This window comes from Bradyrhizobium sp. SZCCHNS3002, assembly GCF_032377435.1.
Lineage (GTDB): Bacteria > Pseudomonadota > Alphaproteobacteria > Rhizobiales > Xanthobacteraceae > Bradyrhizobium.
In genome coordinates this window covers 49,909-64,769 of record NZ_JAUHHY010000014.1, presented here as the reverse complement: position 1 = coordinate 64,769, position 14,861 = coordinate 49,909, and the positions used below count along the sequence as shown (strand labels likewise).

Below are 14,861 nucleotides of genomic sequence, written 5' to 3'. Positions count from 1 at the left end.
CAGAAAGTCAGGAATCTTCCAAATGAGTTCTGATCACAGCGCGGCGCGGCTCGCGACCCGCTTGGCCTTTTTCGTCGCCGGCTTCGGCATCGCCTGCTGGGCACCGCTGGTGCCGTTTGCCAAGCAGCGGCTCGGCGTCGACGATGCAACGCTCGGCCTGCTGCTGCTCTCGCTCGGCGTGGGCTCGGTCGCATCGATGCTGGCGGCAGGTCTGCTGAGCGCCCGCTATGGCAGCAAGCCGGTCGTTGTCGTCAGCGGCATCGCTCTCGCGCTGTTCCTGCCGCTGCTGGCGATCGCCGCAACGCCAGCGACGCTTGCGCTCGCATTGTTCGCCTTCGGAGCGGCGCTGGGCTCGCTCGACGTCGCGGTGAACATCCAGGCGATCGACGTCGAGCGGCTGAGCGAGCGTCCGCTGATGTCGGGTTTCCATGCCCAGTTCAGCATCGGCGGCTTCGCGGGCTCCGGCGTCATGACCGCGCTGCTTGCGTTCGACGTCGCGCCGCTGCTCGGCACGCTGGCCTGCTGCGCACTCGCCTTGGCCGCGATGATCGTCGCTGCCCCACGACTGATGGCGAGCAAGCCCGCGCAAACGGGGCCTCTGCTCGTGCTTCCCCATGGCGCGGTGCTGCTGCTGGCGGCGCTCGCGGCGATCATGTTCCTGGTCGAAGGCGCGATGCTCGACTGGAGCGCGCTGCTGCTCGCCGGTTCCGGGCGCCTGCCGGCCGCACAGGCCGGACTGGGCTACATCATGTTCTCGATCGCAATGACCGCCGGGCGCCTCGTCGGGGATGCCGTGGTTGCCCGGATCGGTGATCGCGCAACGCTGCTGGGGGGCAGCGCGATCGCGATCGCCGGCTTCGTCCTGCTGCTCACGGCTCCCTTGGTTGCTGCTGCCATGGCGGGCTTTGCGCTGATCGGCCTGGGCGCGTCGAACCTCGTCCCGGTGCTGTTCCGCCGGGCCGGGGCGCAGACCGCGATGCAGGTCGGGCTGGCCGTCGCTGCCGTCACCACCGCAGGCTACTCCGGCGTGCTGCTCGGACCGGCCGGCATCGGCTTCGTCGCCGCGGCCACGAGCCTCCCGGCCGCGTTCTGGATGTTGGCCGCGCTGCTGGTGATCGTGCTCGCGAGCGCGCCGTTGGCCGCGCGGACACCGCCCTAGGAGCGCTGTGCGCGGCTCAGGCTCCAGCATCTCATGGCTCGACCATTCGCCTGCACGAAACGGCGGCGTCTGACCGCTGAGCCGCCAATCTCACGCCGAAGCCGAACCATCTTGCAGCAGGCTCTCACGCATTTCCTGATAGCGGGCGCCGGTCTGCGGCTTGACGAACAGCGCTGCGACGATCGGATGCCGCGCCCTCAGCTCGCTTTCGATTGCCACGACGGCCCGCTCGATATCGTCGGCGCGCTGATCGTCCGCAAACTCGATGCTCAGCGCGACGACGACCTGCTGCGGCGACAGCTGCACCGTGAGCAGCCCGTTGGCCGACTTGACGCTTTGCCTCCTGCGCGCGATGTCGAGGATCGAACGCGCCAGCTCGGGATCCGCGGGCTCGCCGATCAGGAGGCTCTTGCTCTCCCGCGCGAGCACCATCGAGGTCACCGCAAGCAGCACGCCGATCAGGATGGACCCGATGCCGTCCCATGCCGGCTGATCGAAGGCGACGGCCGCGGCCATGGCAGCAGCAGCGATGACGATGCCGATCAGGGCCGCGGTGTCTTCGAACACGACCATGAAGGCCGGCGGGTCCTTGCTGCGCCTGAATGCCTCGAGGTAGGAGAGACCCGGGGCAGCCGCACGAAAGCGTCGCACCGCCACCCACCAGGACCCAGCCTCGAAGACGAATGAGAGCGCGAGCACGATGTAGTTCACCGTCGGGTCTTCGATCGGCAGCGGATGCATCAGATGCGCGACGCCTTCGTACAGCGAGACGCCGGCGCCGAGCGCGAACAAGAGCAGCGCAACGATGAAGCTCCAGAAGTAGAGCTCACGACCATGCCCGAGCGGATGCCGTCGGTCGGGCGGACGGCTCGCGCGATGAAAGCCGTAGAGCAGCAGGAGCTCGTTCGAGGTGTCGACGACGGAGTGGATCGCCTCGCTCATCATGGCCGAGCTGCCGGTCCAGATCGCCGCGGCGATCTTGGTGCAGGCCACGAGCAGATTGCCGGCAAGCGCCGCATACACGGCCACCCTGGAATCCGCGTTTGCCGCCATGTCGCCTGCCCGCTCTCCGCACTCGTGCGCCGGGAAACGCGAGCCGCGGGCCATCAGTTCCCGCGGTTGCGGACGTCTCCGCGCCGGCGCAGGATCCCCCGACCCGCAACGGAGCAGAGTGGCGATGGGACCGGCAGATCAGGCAAGAGACGGACAGAGGCAGGCCGACGCACAAGACCGGGACGCACATTTCCTGCGCCACAGCTTCGCCATCGCGCGCCGTGCGACGTCCAACGGCAATCATCCGTTCGGAGCCGTGCTCATCGCGGCCGACGGCCGCGTTCTGATCGAGGCCGAGAACGGCTATATGCCGGCACATGACGCCACGGCGCATGCCGAGCGGCTGGCCGCGACCCAGGCCTGCATTTCGATTGCGCCCGAAATCAGAGCGGCTGCCACCCTGTATTCGTCGGCCGAGCCATGCGCGATGTGCGCGGGCGCGATCTACTGGGCGGGCATCGGACGCGTGGTCTATGGGCTGAGCGAAGGGCGGCTGCGCGACCTCACCGGCAACCATCCGGAGAACCCGACCCTCGACCTGCCCTGCCGCGACGTGTTCGCGAGCGGCCAGCGTGCGACCGAAGTCGTCGGCCCCCTGCTGGAGGACGAAGCCGCGACGCTGCATGAGGGAGCCTGGGACAAATGAAGCAGGCGCCGCGACCGGAGGCGCGGTGCCTGCTTGCGTGGCTCGGTCGATATCAGAACTTCACGGTCACGCCTGAATACAGCGACGACTCGGTGCAGGCGCCCGTGGCGACGCGGGTGCCGCCGACGCCGGCGACGGAACAGCCGACCGCGTTGTTGTGGTCGAGGCCGAACTTGTTCTGCCAGTAGCGATAGGCCACCCAGACGTCGATCATGTGGCTCTGCTTCTCGCCCCACATCGCCTTCGACGCGTCGAAGGTCAGGCGGATCGGCTCGGAGTTGAACTCGACCTTCGTCGGATAGACGCCGTTCGCGACGCTCGCCGGGAGCGGCTCGGTATCGGTGCCCTTCTTGCCGTACCAGCCGGCGCGGCCCGAGATCGAGAAGAACTGCATGCTCTCGGGCAGGAAACCGAGATCCATGTAGTAGTTGGTCTCGACCGCCCAGGTCGGCTTGAACGAGGTATTGCCGTCAGTAATGCAGGGGTTCGACCAGCCGGCGCCGCACTGTGAGAACGAGTTGTGGTTGGCGAACTCCCAATACATCAGGGGAGCGACGTTGAAATAGCCCTTGTAGGGCAGGTTGAACGCGAACTGCAGGCCGGCGACCACGTCGCGCTTGGCGGCGCCGAAATAGCGGTTCTCGGTGTTGGCATCCATGCCCACCTCGAACGAGATGTTCTGCAGCGGGCCCATGGTGAAGGCCTTGGTGTTGAAGATCTGATTCCAGCCGAAGGTCGAGCGGAACAGGCCGTAGATCTCGGTCGCGCCGGCGCAGCTCGCCGGCGTGAACGCGAAGCCGGCGTTGGGCGAGACGATGCCGCCGGTCTGCGTGCACGGTCCGGCGGGATCGTTGTGGTCCGACTTGAACAGCGAGATCGTGAAGAAGTTGGTGCCGTAGCCCCAGACGTCGAAATGGGTGAACGAGTAGACCTGCTTGGCGGTCTTGGCGTTGAATGTGCCGTTGCCGTTCACGCTCCATGCACCAGGCTGGCTGGCATCGAAGATGTAGGAGTAGCTGACGCGATTGTCGACGACGAGGAAGAACGGCACCTCGGCCGGAGCCTTTTTCGCGACCGCCTTGGCAGGCAGATCAGCGGCCCCAGCGACACCGATTGACGTCAGTGCGACCGCGCCCAGCGCGACGGCCGCCGCGATTATTTGACGAAACGACATTCCGAACACCCCCAGTTGACAAGCGCAGATTCCCGACTTGCATGCACAGTTGCGCCGTTCCACCGGCCGGAGAAGCCTCAACTTTCTCCAGGACTTGCCCGCAGTTTGATCAAGGTTATGCCGTATTGCGGCGTCGACGGTGGCGGTCGCGGGCGCGACCATGGGACGATTGGCCGCGGCCGCGACGCTCCCGGATCACGATCTTGCTGCTTCACATTGCTGAAGTTTTTCCGAAAAGCGTCGCCTGGCCTCTCGCACGATTTCGCGATCACCCGTGAGCGCAAGCGCGCCATTGGACGCGCATTGCATGACGCTGCTCATCCAACGTGCAGCCTGCTGCGACCGGATCGATTTCCCGGCCAGTGTCGCAGAAGTGCCACAGAACTTCATGGGGCGCTGCGCTCGACTCGATTGCGGCCTGCGATGCCTGCAACCGACGGCGCGCTGCATTCGCCGGTCTCCGCGGATGAACCGTTGGACAAGAGTTGGGCAAAGGATGGCGCTTTTCGCCTCTTACGCGCCGCGGCAAATTAGATCACAATTGAGGCAGCTTCATTCCCCCTGCCCCATGACGCAGCAAATGCCTGACCCAGCGCCGGTCGATCCGAAATCTACGCCTCCGCTCCTGCAGACGGTCGGATTGACCAAGCGCTATGGCGACTTCGTTGCCAACGACAAGATCGACATCGAGATCCGGCCACGCGAGATTCACGCCCTGCTCGGCGAGAACGGTGCGGGGAAATCGACCCTGGTGAAGACGATCTATGGACTGGTGCAGCCGAGCGCCGGCGAGTTGCGCTGGCAGGGTGAGCCGGTCCAGCTGTCCGGCCCGGCCGAAGCGCGATCCCTCGGCATCGGCATGGTGTTTCAGCATTTCTCTCTGTTCGACAACCTCACCGTGGCCGAGAACGTGGCGCTCGGGCTCGACGGCAAGGAGCCGTTCAAGGCCATGTCGGCGCGGCTCGCGGATGTCGCGCGCGATTATGGCCTGCCGCTGGATCCGAAGCGCGAGGTATGGCAATTGTCGGTCGGCGAGCGGCAGCGCATCGAGATCGTGCGCGCGCTGATGCAGAATCCAAAATTCCTGATCCTGGACGAGCCCACCGCCGTGCTGACGCCGCAGGAGGCCGACCAACTGTTCGTCGTCCTGGAGCGCCTGAAAGCGGAAGGCCGCGCTGTTCTCTACATCAGCCACAAGCTGGAAGAGGTGAAGCGGCTGTGCGACACCGCCACCATCCTGCGCGGCGGCAGGAAGGTCGCGACCTGCAATCCGAAGCTGGAGACGGCTGCCTCGCTGGCCCGCATGATGGTGGGCACCGAGATCAAGCAGGTGAAGCCGCCGGCCGAGCGGCACACCACCGTGCCGCGTCTGGTCGTCAATGATCTCACCCTCGCCCCGGGCGAGCTTCATGGCGTGGCTCTCAAGAACATTTCCTTCGAGCTGAAGGGCGGAGAGATCCTCGGCATCGCCGGTGTCGCCGGCAACGGCCAGGACGAGCTGTTCGCTGCGCTGTCCGGCGAACGCCTCGTCAAGGAGCCCGGCACGATCATCATCGACGGCCTCGCCTGCGGGAATCTCTCGATCACCCAACGGCGCAAGATGGGCGCGGCGTTCGTGCCGGAGGAGCGGCTGGGGCACGGCACCGCGCCGCGGATGCGGCTGTCCGAGAACGCGCTGCTGACCGGACACGCCGCGAGCGACATGGTCCGGCACGGCTTCATCAACGCGGCCGCGACGTTGCGGACGGTCGATCTGACGACCGAGACATTCGACGTCCGCAAGGCCAAGCGGGATCCGGAAGCGGCGAGCCTGTCCGGCGGCAACCTGCAGAAGTTCGTCGTCGGCCGCGAGATCCTGCGCACGCCGGCGGTGCTGGTCGTCAACCAGCCGACCTGGGGCGTCGACGCCGGCGCCGCCGCGATCATCCGCCAGGCGCTGATCGATCTCGCCAGCGCCGGCGCTGCCGTCCTCGTCACCAGCCAGGACCTCGACGAACTGATCGAGATCGCCGACCGCATCGCGGTGATGTTTCATGGACACTTGTCGGAGGCGCTGCCGCGCGCCGAGGCCACGCGGGAGAGGCTCGGCCTGTTGATGGGCGGCGCCAGCCTCGAGAAGGAGGCGGCGCATGCAGCTCGTGCTTGAGAAGCGCGCCGAGCGTTCGCGCACCATCGCGCTGGTTTCGCCGCTGATCGCGATCGGACTGACACTCGTCACGATGAGCGTGCTGTTCGCCGTGCTCGGCAAGAACCCGATCACCGCGCTCGGCGTCTACTTCGTCGCGCCGCTCACCGACGGCTATTCGCTGCAGGAGATCGCGGTGAAAGCGACGCCATTGGTGATGATCGCGATCGGTCTGTCGCTGTGCTACCTCGCCAACGCCTGGAACATCGGCGCCGAAGGCCAGTTCCTGATCGGCGCCGTTGCCGGCAGCTGGATCGCGGTCAAGACGCAAGGCACCGAGGCCGGACATTGGGTGCTGCCGGCGATGCTGGTCGCAGGCGCCGCAGCCGGCGCGCTCTACGCGCTGATCCCGGCGCTGTGCCGCGTCAGGTTCGGCGCCAGCGAGATCCTCACAAGCCTGATGCTGGTCTATGTCGCCGATCTCCTGCTCGACTATCTCGTCCGCGGCCCCTGGCGCGATCCCGCCGGCTTCAACTTCCCCACCACGGCGGAGTTCGACCCGGTCGCCACCGTGCCGGTGCTGATCGAGGGCGGACGCCTGCATCTCGGCAGCGTCATCGCGCTGCTCGTCGTTGCAGGCGCCTTCGTGCTGCTCGAGCGCACCATCAAGGGGTTCGAGATCCGCGTCGTCGGCGCGGCCCCCCGCGCGGCACGCTTCGGCGGCTTCAACGCCAACCAGCTCATCCTCCTGACATTCGCGGTGTCCGGCGCATTGGCCGGTCTCGTAGGGATCATCGAGGTGGCGGGCCCCATCGGACATCTGCAACCAGGCATCTCGCCGGGCTATGGCTTCACCGCGATCATCGTGGCCTTCCTCGGGCGTCTCAATCCAGTTGGAATATTCATTGCAGGGCTCTTCCTCGCATTGACGTTCATTGGCGGCGAGCAGGCCCAGATCACGATGAAGATTCCACTCGATGTGACCAAGGTGTTCCAGGGCATCCTGCTGTTCTACGTGCTCGCCTGCGATTCCCTCATCCTCTACCGTTTCAAGCTCGTCTTCGCCGCGCGGCAGGTGCAAAGTGGTGCTGGTTGAAGCAATCATCCTGTCGGTGCTCGCCGCATCGACGCCGCTGCTGCTGGCGGCCACCGGTGAGCTGGTCACCGAGCGCTCGGGCGTGCTCAACCTCGGCGTCGAGGGCATGATGATCGTCGGCGCGGCCTGCGGCTTCGGCGGGGCCTGGCTGTCCGGCTCGATCGTCGTCGGCGCATTGTGCGGCATCGTCGCCGGCATGCTGATGTCACTGATCTTCGCGTTCATGACCCTTGGCCTCGCCGTCAATCAGGTGGCCACGGGCCTCGCGCTGACCATCCTCGGCATCGGTCTGTCCGGCCTGATCGGCGCGCGCTTCGTCGGCGAGCGCATCGGCACCGCGCCGCACCTCTCCATTCCCGGTCTCAGCGACATTCCGCTGGTCGGCCGCATCCTGTTCGGCGAGGACGCGTTCGTCTATCTGTCGCTCGCGCTGATCATCGCCGTCTGGTGGTTCCTGTACCGCACCCGTGCCGGCCTGGTGCTGCGCGCCTGCGGCGACAACCATGTCTCCGCCCACGCGCTCGGCTATCCCGTGCTGCGCATCCGTTTGCTCGCGGTGCTGTTCGGCGGCGGCTGCGCCGGGCTCGCCGGCGCCTATCTGCCGCTGGCCTATACCCCGTTCTTCATTCCCGGCATGACAGCGGGACGCGGCTGGATCGCGCTGGCGCTGGTCGTGTTCGCATCCTGGCGACCGGGCCGCCTCGTCATTGGCGCCTACCTGTTCGGCGCGGTGACGATCCTGCAGCTCCATGCGCAGGGTGCGGGCGTGGGCATCCCCTCGCAGTTCATGTCGGCGCTGCCCTATCTCGCCACGGTGATCGTGCTGGTGCTGCTGTCGCGCGCCCGCACCGGCGGCTCCACTGCGCCGGCGGCGCTGGGGACGGTGTTCGTGCCGGATCGCTGAAGCAATCATCCGGAGCGCCAGCGATGGGGCGCGGCGCTCTGGCTCACGAGGTTTCCCCCGATTGTTTGGAGGCATGGACGATGATGAAAAGGCTTCTGGGGGCTGCCGTTGCGCTGGTGCTGGCGGGAAGCATCGCCGGCGTGGCGCACGCCGCCGACAAGCTGAAGGTCGGCTTCATCTATCTCGGACCGATCGGCGACCTCGGCTGGACCTATCAGCATGAGCTCGCGCGCCAGGCGCTGGTGAAGGAGCTCGGCGACAAGATCGAGACGACCTATCTGGAGAACGTACCGGAAGGCCCGGACGCCGAGCGCGCCATCGAGCAGTTGGTCCGCGCCGGCAACAAGCTGATCTTCACGACCTCGTTCGGCTACATGGATCCGACCCTGAAGGTCGCCAAGAAGTATCCCAACGTGCATTTCGAGCACGCCACCGGCTACAAGCGCGACAAAAACATGTCGACCTATTCGGCGCGCTGGTATCAGGGCCGCTACATCCAGGGCATCATCGCCGGCAAGATGTCGAAGGCAGGCGTGCTCGGCTATATCGGCTCGTTCCCGATCCCGGAGGTCATCTCGGGCATCAACGCCACCATCATCGGCGCGCAGACGGTGAACCCGAACATCAAGGTCAAGATCATCTGGGCCAACACCTGGTTCGACCCGGGCAAGGAAGCCGACGCCGCCAAGGCGCTGATCGACCAGGGCGCCGACATCATCATGCAGCACACCGACAGCCCGGCCGCCATGCAGATCGCGGCCGAGCGCGGCAAGCTCGCCTTCGGCCAGGACTCAGAGATGATCAAGTTCGGCCCCAAGGCGCAGCTCACCTCGATCCTCGACACCTGGGGCCCCTACTACATCGCGCGCGTCAAGGCCGAGCTCGACGGCACCTGGAAATCGGAGGACACCTGGGGCGGCCTCGATTCCAAGATGTTCGAGATGGCGCCCTATACCAACATGCCTGACGACGTGAAGAAGCTGGCCGAGGAGACGCAGGCCGCGATCACCGCCGGCAAGCTGCACCCGTTCAAGTGCCCCGTGCTCGGCCAGGATGGCAAGGAGATCGAGTGCAAGGGCGGCGACCATCTCGCCGATGGACAGATTCTCGGCATGAACTTCTACGTCAAGGGCGTCGACGACAAGGTGCCGGGCAAGTAGACGCAGTACACCGCTAGAACTCTCCCCCACAAGTCGGGGAGAGTTCTCGAGCGAATATTTTCCAACGCTGCGCGCTTCACCCTCCCCGCATGGCCCTGGCTGCCGCGCTGTGCCGATCGATCAGCCCGCCGACGTCCAGTCCCGGAATTGCGCCGTCGACCACGGTCCAACGGCCGCCGACCATGACGCGATCGGCGCGGTGCGCGCCGCATAGCACCAGCGCCGCGATCGGATCGCCTGCACCCGAGAAGCGCAGCTCGTCGAGCTTGAACAGCGCGAGGTCGGCGGCCTTGCCCAGCGCGATCTCGCCGAGCTCTGGCCGGCCGACGCAGGCGGCCGAGCCCTTGGTCGCCCAGCGCAGCGCATCCTTGTGGCTGATCCGGCCAACGCCATAGCGCGCCCGCTGCAGCAGGAATGCGGCACGAACCTCCTGCATCAGGTTGGAGCCGTCGTTCGACGCCGAGCCGTCGACGCCGAGGCCGATCCCGACGCCCGCCTCCTCCATCTCGCACACCGGACAGCAGCCGGAGGCAAGCAACTGGTTCGAGCAGGCGCAATGGCTGATCGTGGTCCTGGCCTTGCCGAGCCGCTTCATCTCCTCGGCATTGAAGAAGATGCCGTGCGCCAGCCAGGTGCGCGGGCCGAGCCAGCCGTTCTTCTCGAGATAGTCCAGCGGACGGCAGCCGAACATCTGCTCGCAGAAGCGGTTCTCATCCTCCGTCTCGGCGAGATGCGTGTGCAGCCGCACGTCGAGCTTATCGGCAAGCGCAGCGGTCTTCTGCATCAGCGATCCCGTCACCGAGAACGGCGAGCACGGCGCCAGCGCGATCTGCACCATCGCATCGGGTCCGCGCTCGTGATAGGTCGTGACCACGCGCGCGCTGTCGGCGAGGATCGTGTCCTCGTCCTGCACCACGCTGTCCGGTGGCAGTCCGCCGTCGCGCTCCGACAGGTTCATCGAGCCGCGGGTCAGCAGCACACGGATGCCGAGCCGCTTCGCCACCGCGACCTCGATGCCGACGGCATCTTCGAGCCCGGCGGGGAAAACGTAGTGATGATCGGTCGTGGTCGTGCAGCCCGACAGCATCAGTTCGGCCATCGCGACCGTGACCGCCGCATCCAACGCCTCCGGCGTCAGCTTCGCCCAGATCGGATAGAGCGCCTTGAGCCAGGGGAACAGCTCGCGGTCCATCGCAGCCGGCAGCGCGCGCGTCAGCGTCTGGTAGAAGTGATGGTGCGTGTTGATCAGACCAGGGATGACGACATGCGCGCTCGCATCATAGGCCACCGCGCCCGCAGTCGCCGGCTCGGCACCGGCAGGCACCAGCTCGACGATGCGACCGTCCTTGACGACGACACCGCGCGTGGCGCCCTCGGCGAGAATGGCGAGCGGGTCCTTGATCCAGATCGGCGTCGTGCTCATGGCTGCCTCGTCTCGGTGATTGGGCGCTTGCATGTGCCGGTAGCTTGCAAGCGGAAGGCCAGCGTCATCCTATTGCCAGTTGGCGCTGGTCTTGCAAGGATTCCACCCGCGACAGGCTGCGCCCACGAGCTGGCATCACCATGGACCTGAACACCATCACGGAGGTCGTGCGCCCGAGAACGCGGGCCGAACTGCCCGCCTGGCAGGCAGGCGACGCCTGGCTGGCCGGCGGCACGTGGCTGTTCTCGGAACCGCAGGCGCGCCTGTCGCGGCTGATCGATCTCAGCGATCTCGCCTGGGCGCCTCTCGGCATCAGCGATCAGGGCCTGTGCATCGCCGCGACCTGCAGCGTCGCCGCGCTGGACGGGCTGTCCTGCCCGGCCGAGTGGGTCGCGGCGCCGTTGATCGATCAATGCTGCCGCGCGTTCCTGGCTTCGTTCAAGATCTGGAAGACGGCGACCGTCGGCGGCAATCTCTGCATGTCGCTGCCGGCCGGGCCGATGATCTCGCTGCTCGCCGCGCTCGAGGGCATTTGCTTGATATGGAAGAATGACGGAGGCGAGCAGCGCGTCCCCGTCGCCGATTTCGTCACCGGCAACAACAGCAACGTGCTCGCGCCCGGAGATCTGCTGCGGCAGATCGACATTCCGCTGGCCGCGCTGAAGCGCCGCGGCGCTTTCCGCCAGATCGCGCTGACGCCGGTCGGGCGCTCCGGCGCACTGCTGATCGGCACGTCGGGCCGCGACGGCGACCTGCTGCTCACCGTGACCGGATCGACCATCAAGCCGCAGCAACTGCGCTTTGCCAGCATGCCCGACGCGACCACGTTGCGCGCCGGCCTGCTCGTCGAAATTCCAGATGCGTCGTACCACGACGATGTTCATGGCAAGCCTGCCTGGCGCAAGGCGATGACCCTGCGCCTCGCTGAGGAGATTCGCGCCGAGCTCGCGGACTTCAGGCCATGAGCGTGATCGTCAATGGCAGGGAAGTCGACACCGCGCCGCGCGCCGGACAATGCCTGCGGACCCTTCTGCGCGACACCGGCCATTTCGGCGTCAAGAAGGGCTGCGACGCCGGCGACTGCGGTGCCTGCACCGTGCTGCTCGACGGCGAACCGGTGCATAGCTGCCTGATCCCCGCCTTTCGCGCCGAGGGCAAGGCGGTCACGACCGTGGAAGGTCTCGCCGCCGATGACGACCTGCATCCGATGCAGCAGGCCTTCCTCGATGCGCAGGCGTTCCAATGCGGCTTCTGCACCGCCGGCATGATCGTCACCTGTGCCTCGCTGAATCAGGCGCAGAAGAAGGATCTCGGCGCGGCGCTGAAGGGCAATCTGTGCCGCTGCACCGGCTATCGCGCCATCGAGGACGCGCTGCTCGGCCACGTTCACGTCGAGCAGGTCGCGGCCGGCGAAGCCTTCGGGCGCAGCCTGCCCGCCCCTGCCGGCCCCGACGTGGTGCGCGGCCGGGCGCGCTATACTTTCGATACCACGATCGACGGCCTGCTGCACGTCAAGCTCGCGCGCTCGCCGCACGCGCATGCGCGCATCGTCGGCATCGACAAGAGGGCCGCGCTGGCAGTACCTGGCGTGCATGCCGTGCTGACGCACGAGGATGCGCCGGCGACGCTGTTCTCGACCGCGCGCCATGAGCAGGCCTGGATGGATCCGGCGGACACCCGCGTGCTCGACGACGTCGTCCGCTTCATCGGCCAGAAGGTCGCGGCCGTCGTCGCCGAGACCGAGGCCGCGGCCGAAGAGGCCTGCCGGCGCCTCGTCGTCGACTACGAGATCCTGCCTGCCGTGGTCGATCCCGCTGACGCTATTACGCCCGGTGCGCCGATCATTCACGCCGGCCGCGGCAGCGAACATCGCATCGCCGACGTCGGCCGCAACATCGTCGCCGAGACCCACGGCGAGTTCGGCGACGTCGCCGCCGCGCTGGCGTCGGCCGCCGCGAGCTATGAACGCACCTTCACCACGCAGCGCGTGCAGCACGCCGCGCTGGAAACGCATGGCGGTCTCGCTTGGCTCGACGACGACGGCGTGCTCACCCTGCGTTCCAGCACACAGGTGCCGTTCCTGACGAAGCGGGCGCTGTGCGAGATCTTCGACCTCAAGCCCGACAAGGTGCGCGTGTTCTGCGAGCGCGTCGGCGGCGGCTTCGGCGGCAAGCAGGAGATGTTCGTCGAGGATATCCTGGTGCTGGCGGCGCTGAAGACAAGGCGGCCGGTGAAGCTCGAATTCACCCGGGAGGAGCAGTTCATCGCCACCTCGACGCGGCATCCGATGCGCGTCACCGTCAAGGCCGGGGCCGACAAGGATGGCAAGCTGACGGCGCTGCAGCTCGACGTGCTCTCCAACACCGGCGCCTATGGCAATCACGCCGGGCCCGTGCTGTTCCATGCCTGCGCCGAGTCGATCTCGGTGTACAATTGTCCGAACAAGAAGGTCGACGGGATCGCCGTCTATACCAACACGGTGCCGGCCGGCGCCTATCGCGGCTACGGCCTGCCGCAAACCACCTTCGCGGTCGAAGCCGCGATCGACGAGCTTGCGCGGCAGCTCGGCATCGACGCGTTCGAGATGCGACGCCGCAACATCATCAGGCCCGGAGATCCCATGCTGGCGCCGCCGGCATCCGGGCATAGCGACGTGCTGTACGGCTCCTACGGGCTCGACCAGTGCCTCGATCTGGTCGAGCGCGCCATGGCCGAGGCCACGCCGACGCCGGAGCTGTCGGCCGAGTGGCTGAAGGGCGACGGCATCGCGCTGACGATGATCGACACCGTGCCGCCCGACGGCCACTTCGCCGACGCCGTGATCAGCCTGCGCGACGACGGCGGCTTCGTGCTCACCGTCGGCACCGCCGAGTTCGGCAACGGCACCAGCACGGTGCATCGCCAGATCGCCGCGACCGTGCTCGGTACCACCGTCGATCGCATCAGCCTCAGACAGTCCGACACCGCCCATGGCGGCCACGACACGGGCGCCTATGGCTCGACCGGCACCTTCGTCGCGGGACGCGCGACCCAGGCGGCGGCGGAGGCGTTGGCCGAGACGATCAAGCGGTTCGCCTCCGACAGGTGGAACGTCGCTCCCGGCGCCTGCGTGATCGCCGATGATGCAATCACCTGTGGCGCACATCGTCTCGCTTTCGCCGAACTCGCCAAGGCCAGCGGCGCGCCGCTCACCACGAGCGGTAATTCGCAGGGCACGCCGCGCTCGGTCGCGTTCAACGTCCAGGGTTTGCGTGTCGCCGTGAACAAGGGGACCGGAGAGGTCAGGATCCTCAAGAGCGTCCAGGCCGCGGACGCCGGCCAGGTCGCCAACCCGATGCAGTGCCGCGGCCAGATCGAGGGCGGCGTGGCGCAAGCGCTCGGCGCCGCGCTGTACGAGGAGATCGTGATCGACGGCACCGGCCGCGTGATCAATCCGCGCTTCCGCGACTATCATCTGCCGTCCTATGCCGACGTTCCGCGCACCGAGGTGCTGTTTGCCGATACCCACGACACGATCGGCCCGCTGGGGGCGAAGTCGATGAGCGAGAGCCCGTACAATCCGGTCGCCGCCGCGCTCGGTAACGCGATCCGCGCCGCGACCGGCATCCGCTTCACGGCCGCGCCGTTCAAGCCGGACCGGCTGTTTCCGCAGTTGCAGGAAAAGTTCGGCGAATGAGGCGGTCTGGGGAAACGGCTGCGCTATGGCTTGGGTCGGCGATCATACGACCAGCCGAACAGGCCGCTCCGCTGGGTCTCGGGCTCTGGTTCCGCAGCCGGCTCCGACGGCTGGGCGGCCGCCTGTGGCGGGGCGGCGGGAGCGACCGGCTTCGGGATGCTCTCGCATTTCATCGCATAGACCAGCTTGCCGTCCTCGGTGCGTCCGATCGGCGCGCAAGCATCGGCGCGCTTGGCCGTGCTCTGCTTGGGGGCGGTCTGCGCCATCGCCAGAGGCACACCAGCGAACTGTCCCAGCACCAGCATGATCAGAACCAGTCTCGTCATCCCGCCCCGTCCCGCTTGTCAGACCGCCACATTGAACGCAATCGCGCCGCCGGAGTCCACTGCGTCACGCGCACATGGCAGCTAATCTGTTGTGCACCGACTGCCACAGCGACGTGCTG

At 66.9% G+C, this 14,861-nt stretch carries 12 protein-coding genes; 8 read left to right on the top strand and 4 right to left on the bottom strand.

What is annotated here, in order from left to right; translation table 11 throughout:
• Positions 1-22 precede the first annotated feature (22 nt).
• Complete coding sequence (locus tag QW845_RS26215; RefSeq protein WP_315804409.1) at positions 23-1,159, top strand: MFS transporter; 1,137 nt, start codon at positions 23-25, stop codon at positions 1,157-1,159.
• Between the two features lie 90 nt (positions 1,160-1,249).
• Here QW845_RS26215 and QW845_RS26210 read toward each other — a convergent pair whose 3' ends face one another.
• Positions 1,250-2,212 (bottom strand): cation diffusion facilitator family transporter, encoded by a 963-nt coding sequence (locus tag QW845_RS26210; RefSeq protein ID WP_315804408.1) that lies wholly within the window; start codon positions 2,210-2,212, stop codon positions 1,250-1,252.
• Between the two features lie 124 nt (positions 2,213-2,336).
• Between QW845_RS26210 and QW845_RS26205 the strand changes: the two genes are divergently transcribed.
• Positions 2,337-2,858, top strand: a complete 522-nt coding sequence (locus tag QW845_RS26205) for a nucleoside deaminase (RefSeq protein WP_315804407.1) — start codon at positions 2,337-2,339, stop codon at positions 2,856-2,858.
• Positions 2,859-2,910: 52 nt separating this feature from the next.
• Here QW845_RS26205 and QW845_RS26200 read toward each other — a convergent pair whose 3' ends face one another.
• Positions 2,911-4,032, bottom strand: a complete 1,122-nt coding sequence (locus QW845_RS26200) for a hypothetical protein (protein WP_315804406.1) — start codon at positions 4,030-4,032, stop codon at positions 2,911-2,913.
• Positions 4,033-4,612: 580 nt separating this feature from the next.
• On the opposite strand from QW845_RS26200, the gene QW845_RS26195 reads away from it, so the two are divergent.
• From QW845_RS26195 to QW845_RS26180, 4 genes are all read left to right on the top strand, one after another.
• The gene (locus tag QW845_RS26195) at positions 4,613-6,178 is read left to right on the top strand and encodes an ABC transporter ATP-binding protein (protein ID WP_315804526.1); all 1,566 of its coding nucleotides are present in this window, start codon (positions 4,613-4,615) and stop codon (positions 6,176-6,178) included.
• Positions 6,162-7,253, top strand: a complete 1,092-nt coding sequence (locus tag QW845_RS26190; RefSeq protein WP_315804405.1) for an ABC transporter permease — start codon at positions 6,162-6,164, stop codon at positions 7,251-7,253. The genes QW845_RS26195 and QW845_RS26190 overlap by 17 nt, the downstream gene beginning before the upstream one ends.
• Positions 7,240-8,157 carry an ABC transporter permease gene (locus tag QW845_RS26185; protein ID WP_315804404.1) on the top strand — a complete coding sequence of 306 codons (918 nt, stop codon included), beginning with the start codon at positions 7,240-7,242 and terminating at the stop codon, positions 8,155-8,157. Before QW845_RS26190 ends, QW845_RS26185 begins: the two co-directional genes overlap by 14 nt.
• Positions 8,158-8,237: 80 nt before the next feature.
• The gene (locus QW845_RS26180) at positions 8,238-9,317 is read left to right on the top strand and encodes a BMP family ABC transporter substrate-binding protein (protein WP_315804403.1); all 1,080 of its coding nucleotides are present in this window, start codon (positions 8,238-8,240) and stop codon (positions 9,315-9,317) included.
• Positions 9,318-9,393: 76 nt separating this feature from the next.
• Here the strand turns inward: QW845_RS26180 and QW845_RS26175 are convergent, their stop codons facing one another.
• Positions 9,394-10,740, bottom strand: a complete 1,347-nt coding sequence (locus tag QW845_RS26175) for an 8-oxoguanine deaminase (protein WP_315804402.1) — start codon at positions 10,738-10,740, stop codon at positions 9,394-9,396.
• Positions 10,741-10,880: 140 nt separating this feature from the next.
• Between QW845_RS26175 and QW845_RS26170 the strand changes: the two genes are divergently transcribed.
• Together QW845_RS26170 and QW845_RS26165 are read left to right on the top strand one after the other, a co-directional pair.
• Positions 10,881-11,705: an FAD binding domain-containing protein gene (locus QW845_RS26170; RefSeq protein WP_315804401.1), complete on the top strand. Its 825-nt coding sequence runs from the start codon at positions 10,881-10,883 to the stop codon at positions 11,703-11,705.
• Positions 11,702-14,416 carry a molybdopterin-dependent oxidoreductase gene (locus QW845_RS26165; protein ID WP_315804400.1) on the top strand — a complete coding sequence of 905 codons (2,715 nt, stop codon included), beginning with the start codon at positions 11,702-11,704 and terminating at the stop codon, positions 14,414-14,416. Before QW845_RS26170 ends, QW845_RS26165 begins: the two co-directional genes overlap by 4 nt.
• A 23-nt stretch (positions 14,417-14,439) precedes the next feature.
• Here QW845_RS26165 and QW845_RS26160 read toward each other — a convergent pair whose 3' ends face one another.
• Complete coding sequence (locus QW845_RS26160; RefSeq protein ID WP_315804399.1) at positions 14,440-14,742, bottom strand: hypothetical protein; 303 nt, start codon at positions 14,740-14,742, stop codon at positions 14,440-14,442.
• Positions 14,743-14,861 lie beyond the last annotated feature (119 nt).

What these genes read in the sequence shown, in the direction of transcription:
- QW845_RS26205 (WP_315804407.1), top strand. Translation starts at nt 2,337, where the DNA reads ATGGGACCGGCAGATCAGGCAAGAGACGGACAGAGGCAGGCCGACGCA.
- QW845_RS26160 (WP_315804399.1), bottom strand. Translation starts at nt 14,742, where the DNA reads ATGACGAGACTGGTTCTGATCATGCTGGTGCTGGGACAGTTCGCTGGT.
- QW845_RS26190 (WP_315804405.1), top strand. Translation starts at nt 6,162, where the DNA reads ATGCAGCTCGTGCTTGAGAAGCGCGCCGAGCGTTCGCGCACCATCGCG.
- QW845_RS26195 (WP_315804526.1), top strand. Translation starts at nt 4,613, where the DNA reads ATGCCTGACCCAGCGCCGGTCGATCCGAAATCTACGCCTCCGCTCCTG.
- QW845_RS26180 (WP_315804403.1), top strand. Translation starts at nt 8,238, where the DNA reads ATGATGAAAAGGCTTCTGGGGGCTGCCGTTGCGCTGGTGCTGGCGGGA.
- QW845_RS26170 (WP_315804401.1), top strand. Translation starts at nt 10,881, where the DNA reads ATGGACCTGAACACCATCACGGAGGTCGTGCGCCCGAGAACGCGGGCC.
- QW845_RS26215 (WP_315804409.1), top strand. Translation starts at nt 23, where the DNA reads ATGAGTTCTGATCACAGCGCGGCGCGGCTCGCGACCCGCTTGGCCTTT.
- QW845_RS26165 (WP_315804400.1), top strand. Translation starts at nt 11,702, where the DNA reads ATGAGCGTGATCGTCAATGGCAGGGAAGTCGACACCGCGCCGCGCGCC.
- QW845_RS26200 (WP_315804406.1), bottom strand. Translation starts at nt 4,032, where the DNA reads ATGTCGTTTCGTCAAATAATCGCGGCGGCCGTCGCGCTGGGCGCGGTC.
- QW845_RS26175 (WP_315804402.1), bottom strand. Translation starts at nt 10,740, where the DNA reads ATGAGCACGACGCCGATCTGGATCAAGGACCCGCTCGCCATTCTCGCC.
- QW845_RS26210 (WP_315804408.1), bottom strand. Translation starts at nt 2,212, where the DNA reads ATGGCGGCAAACGCGGATTCCAGGGTGGCCGTGTATGCGGCGCTTGCC.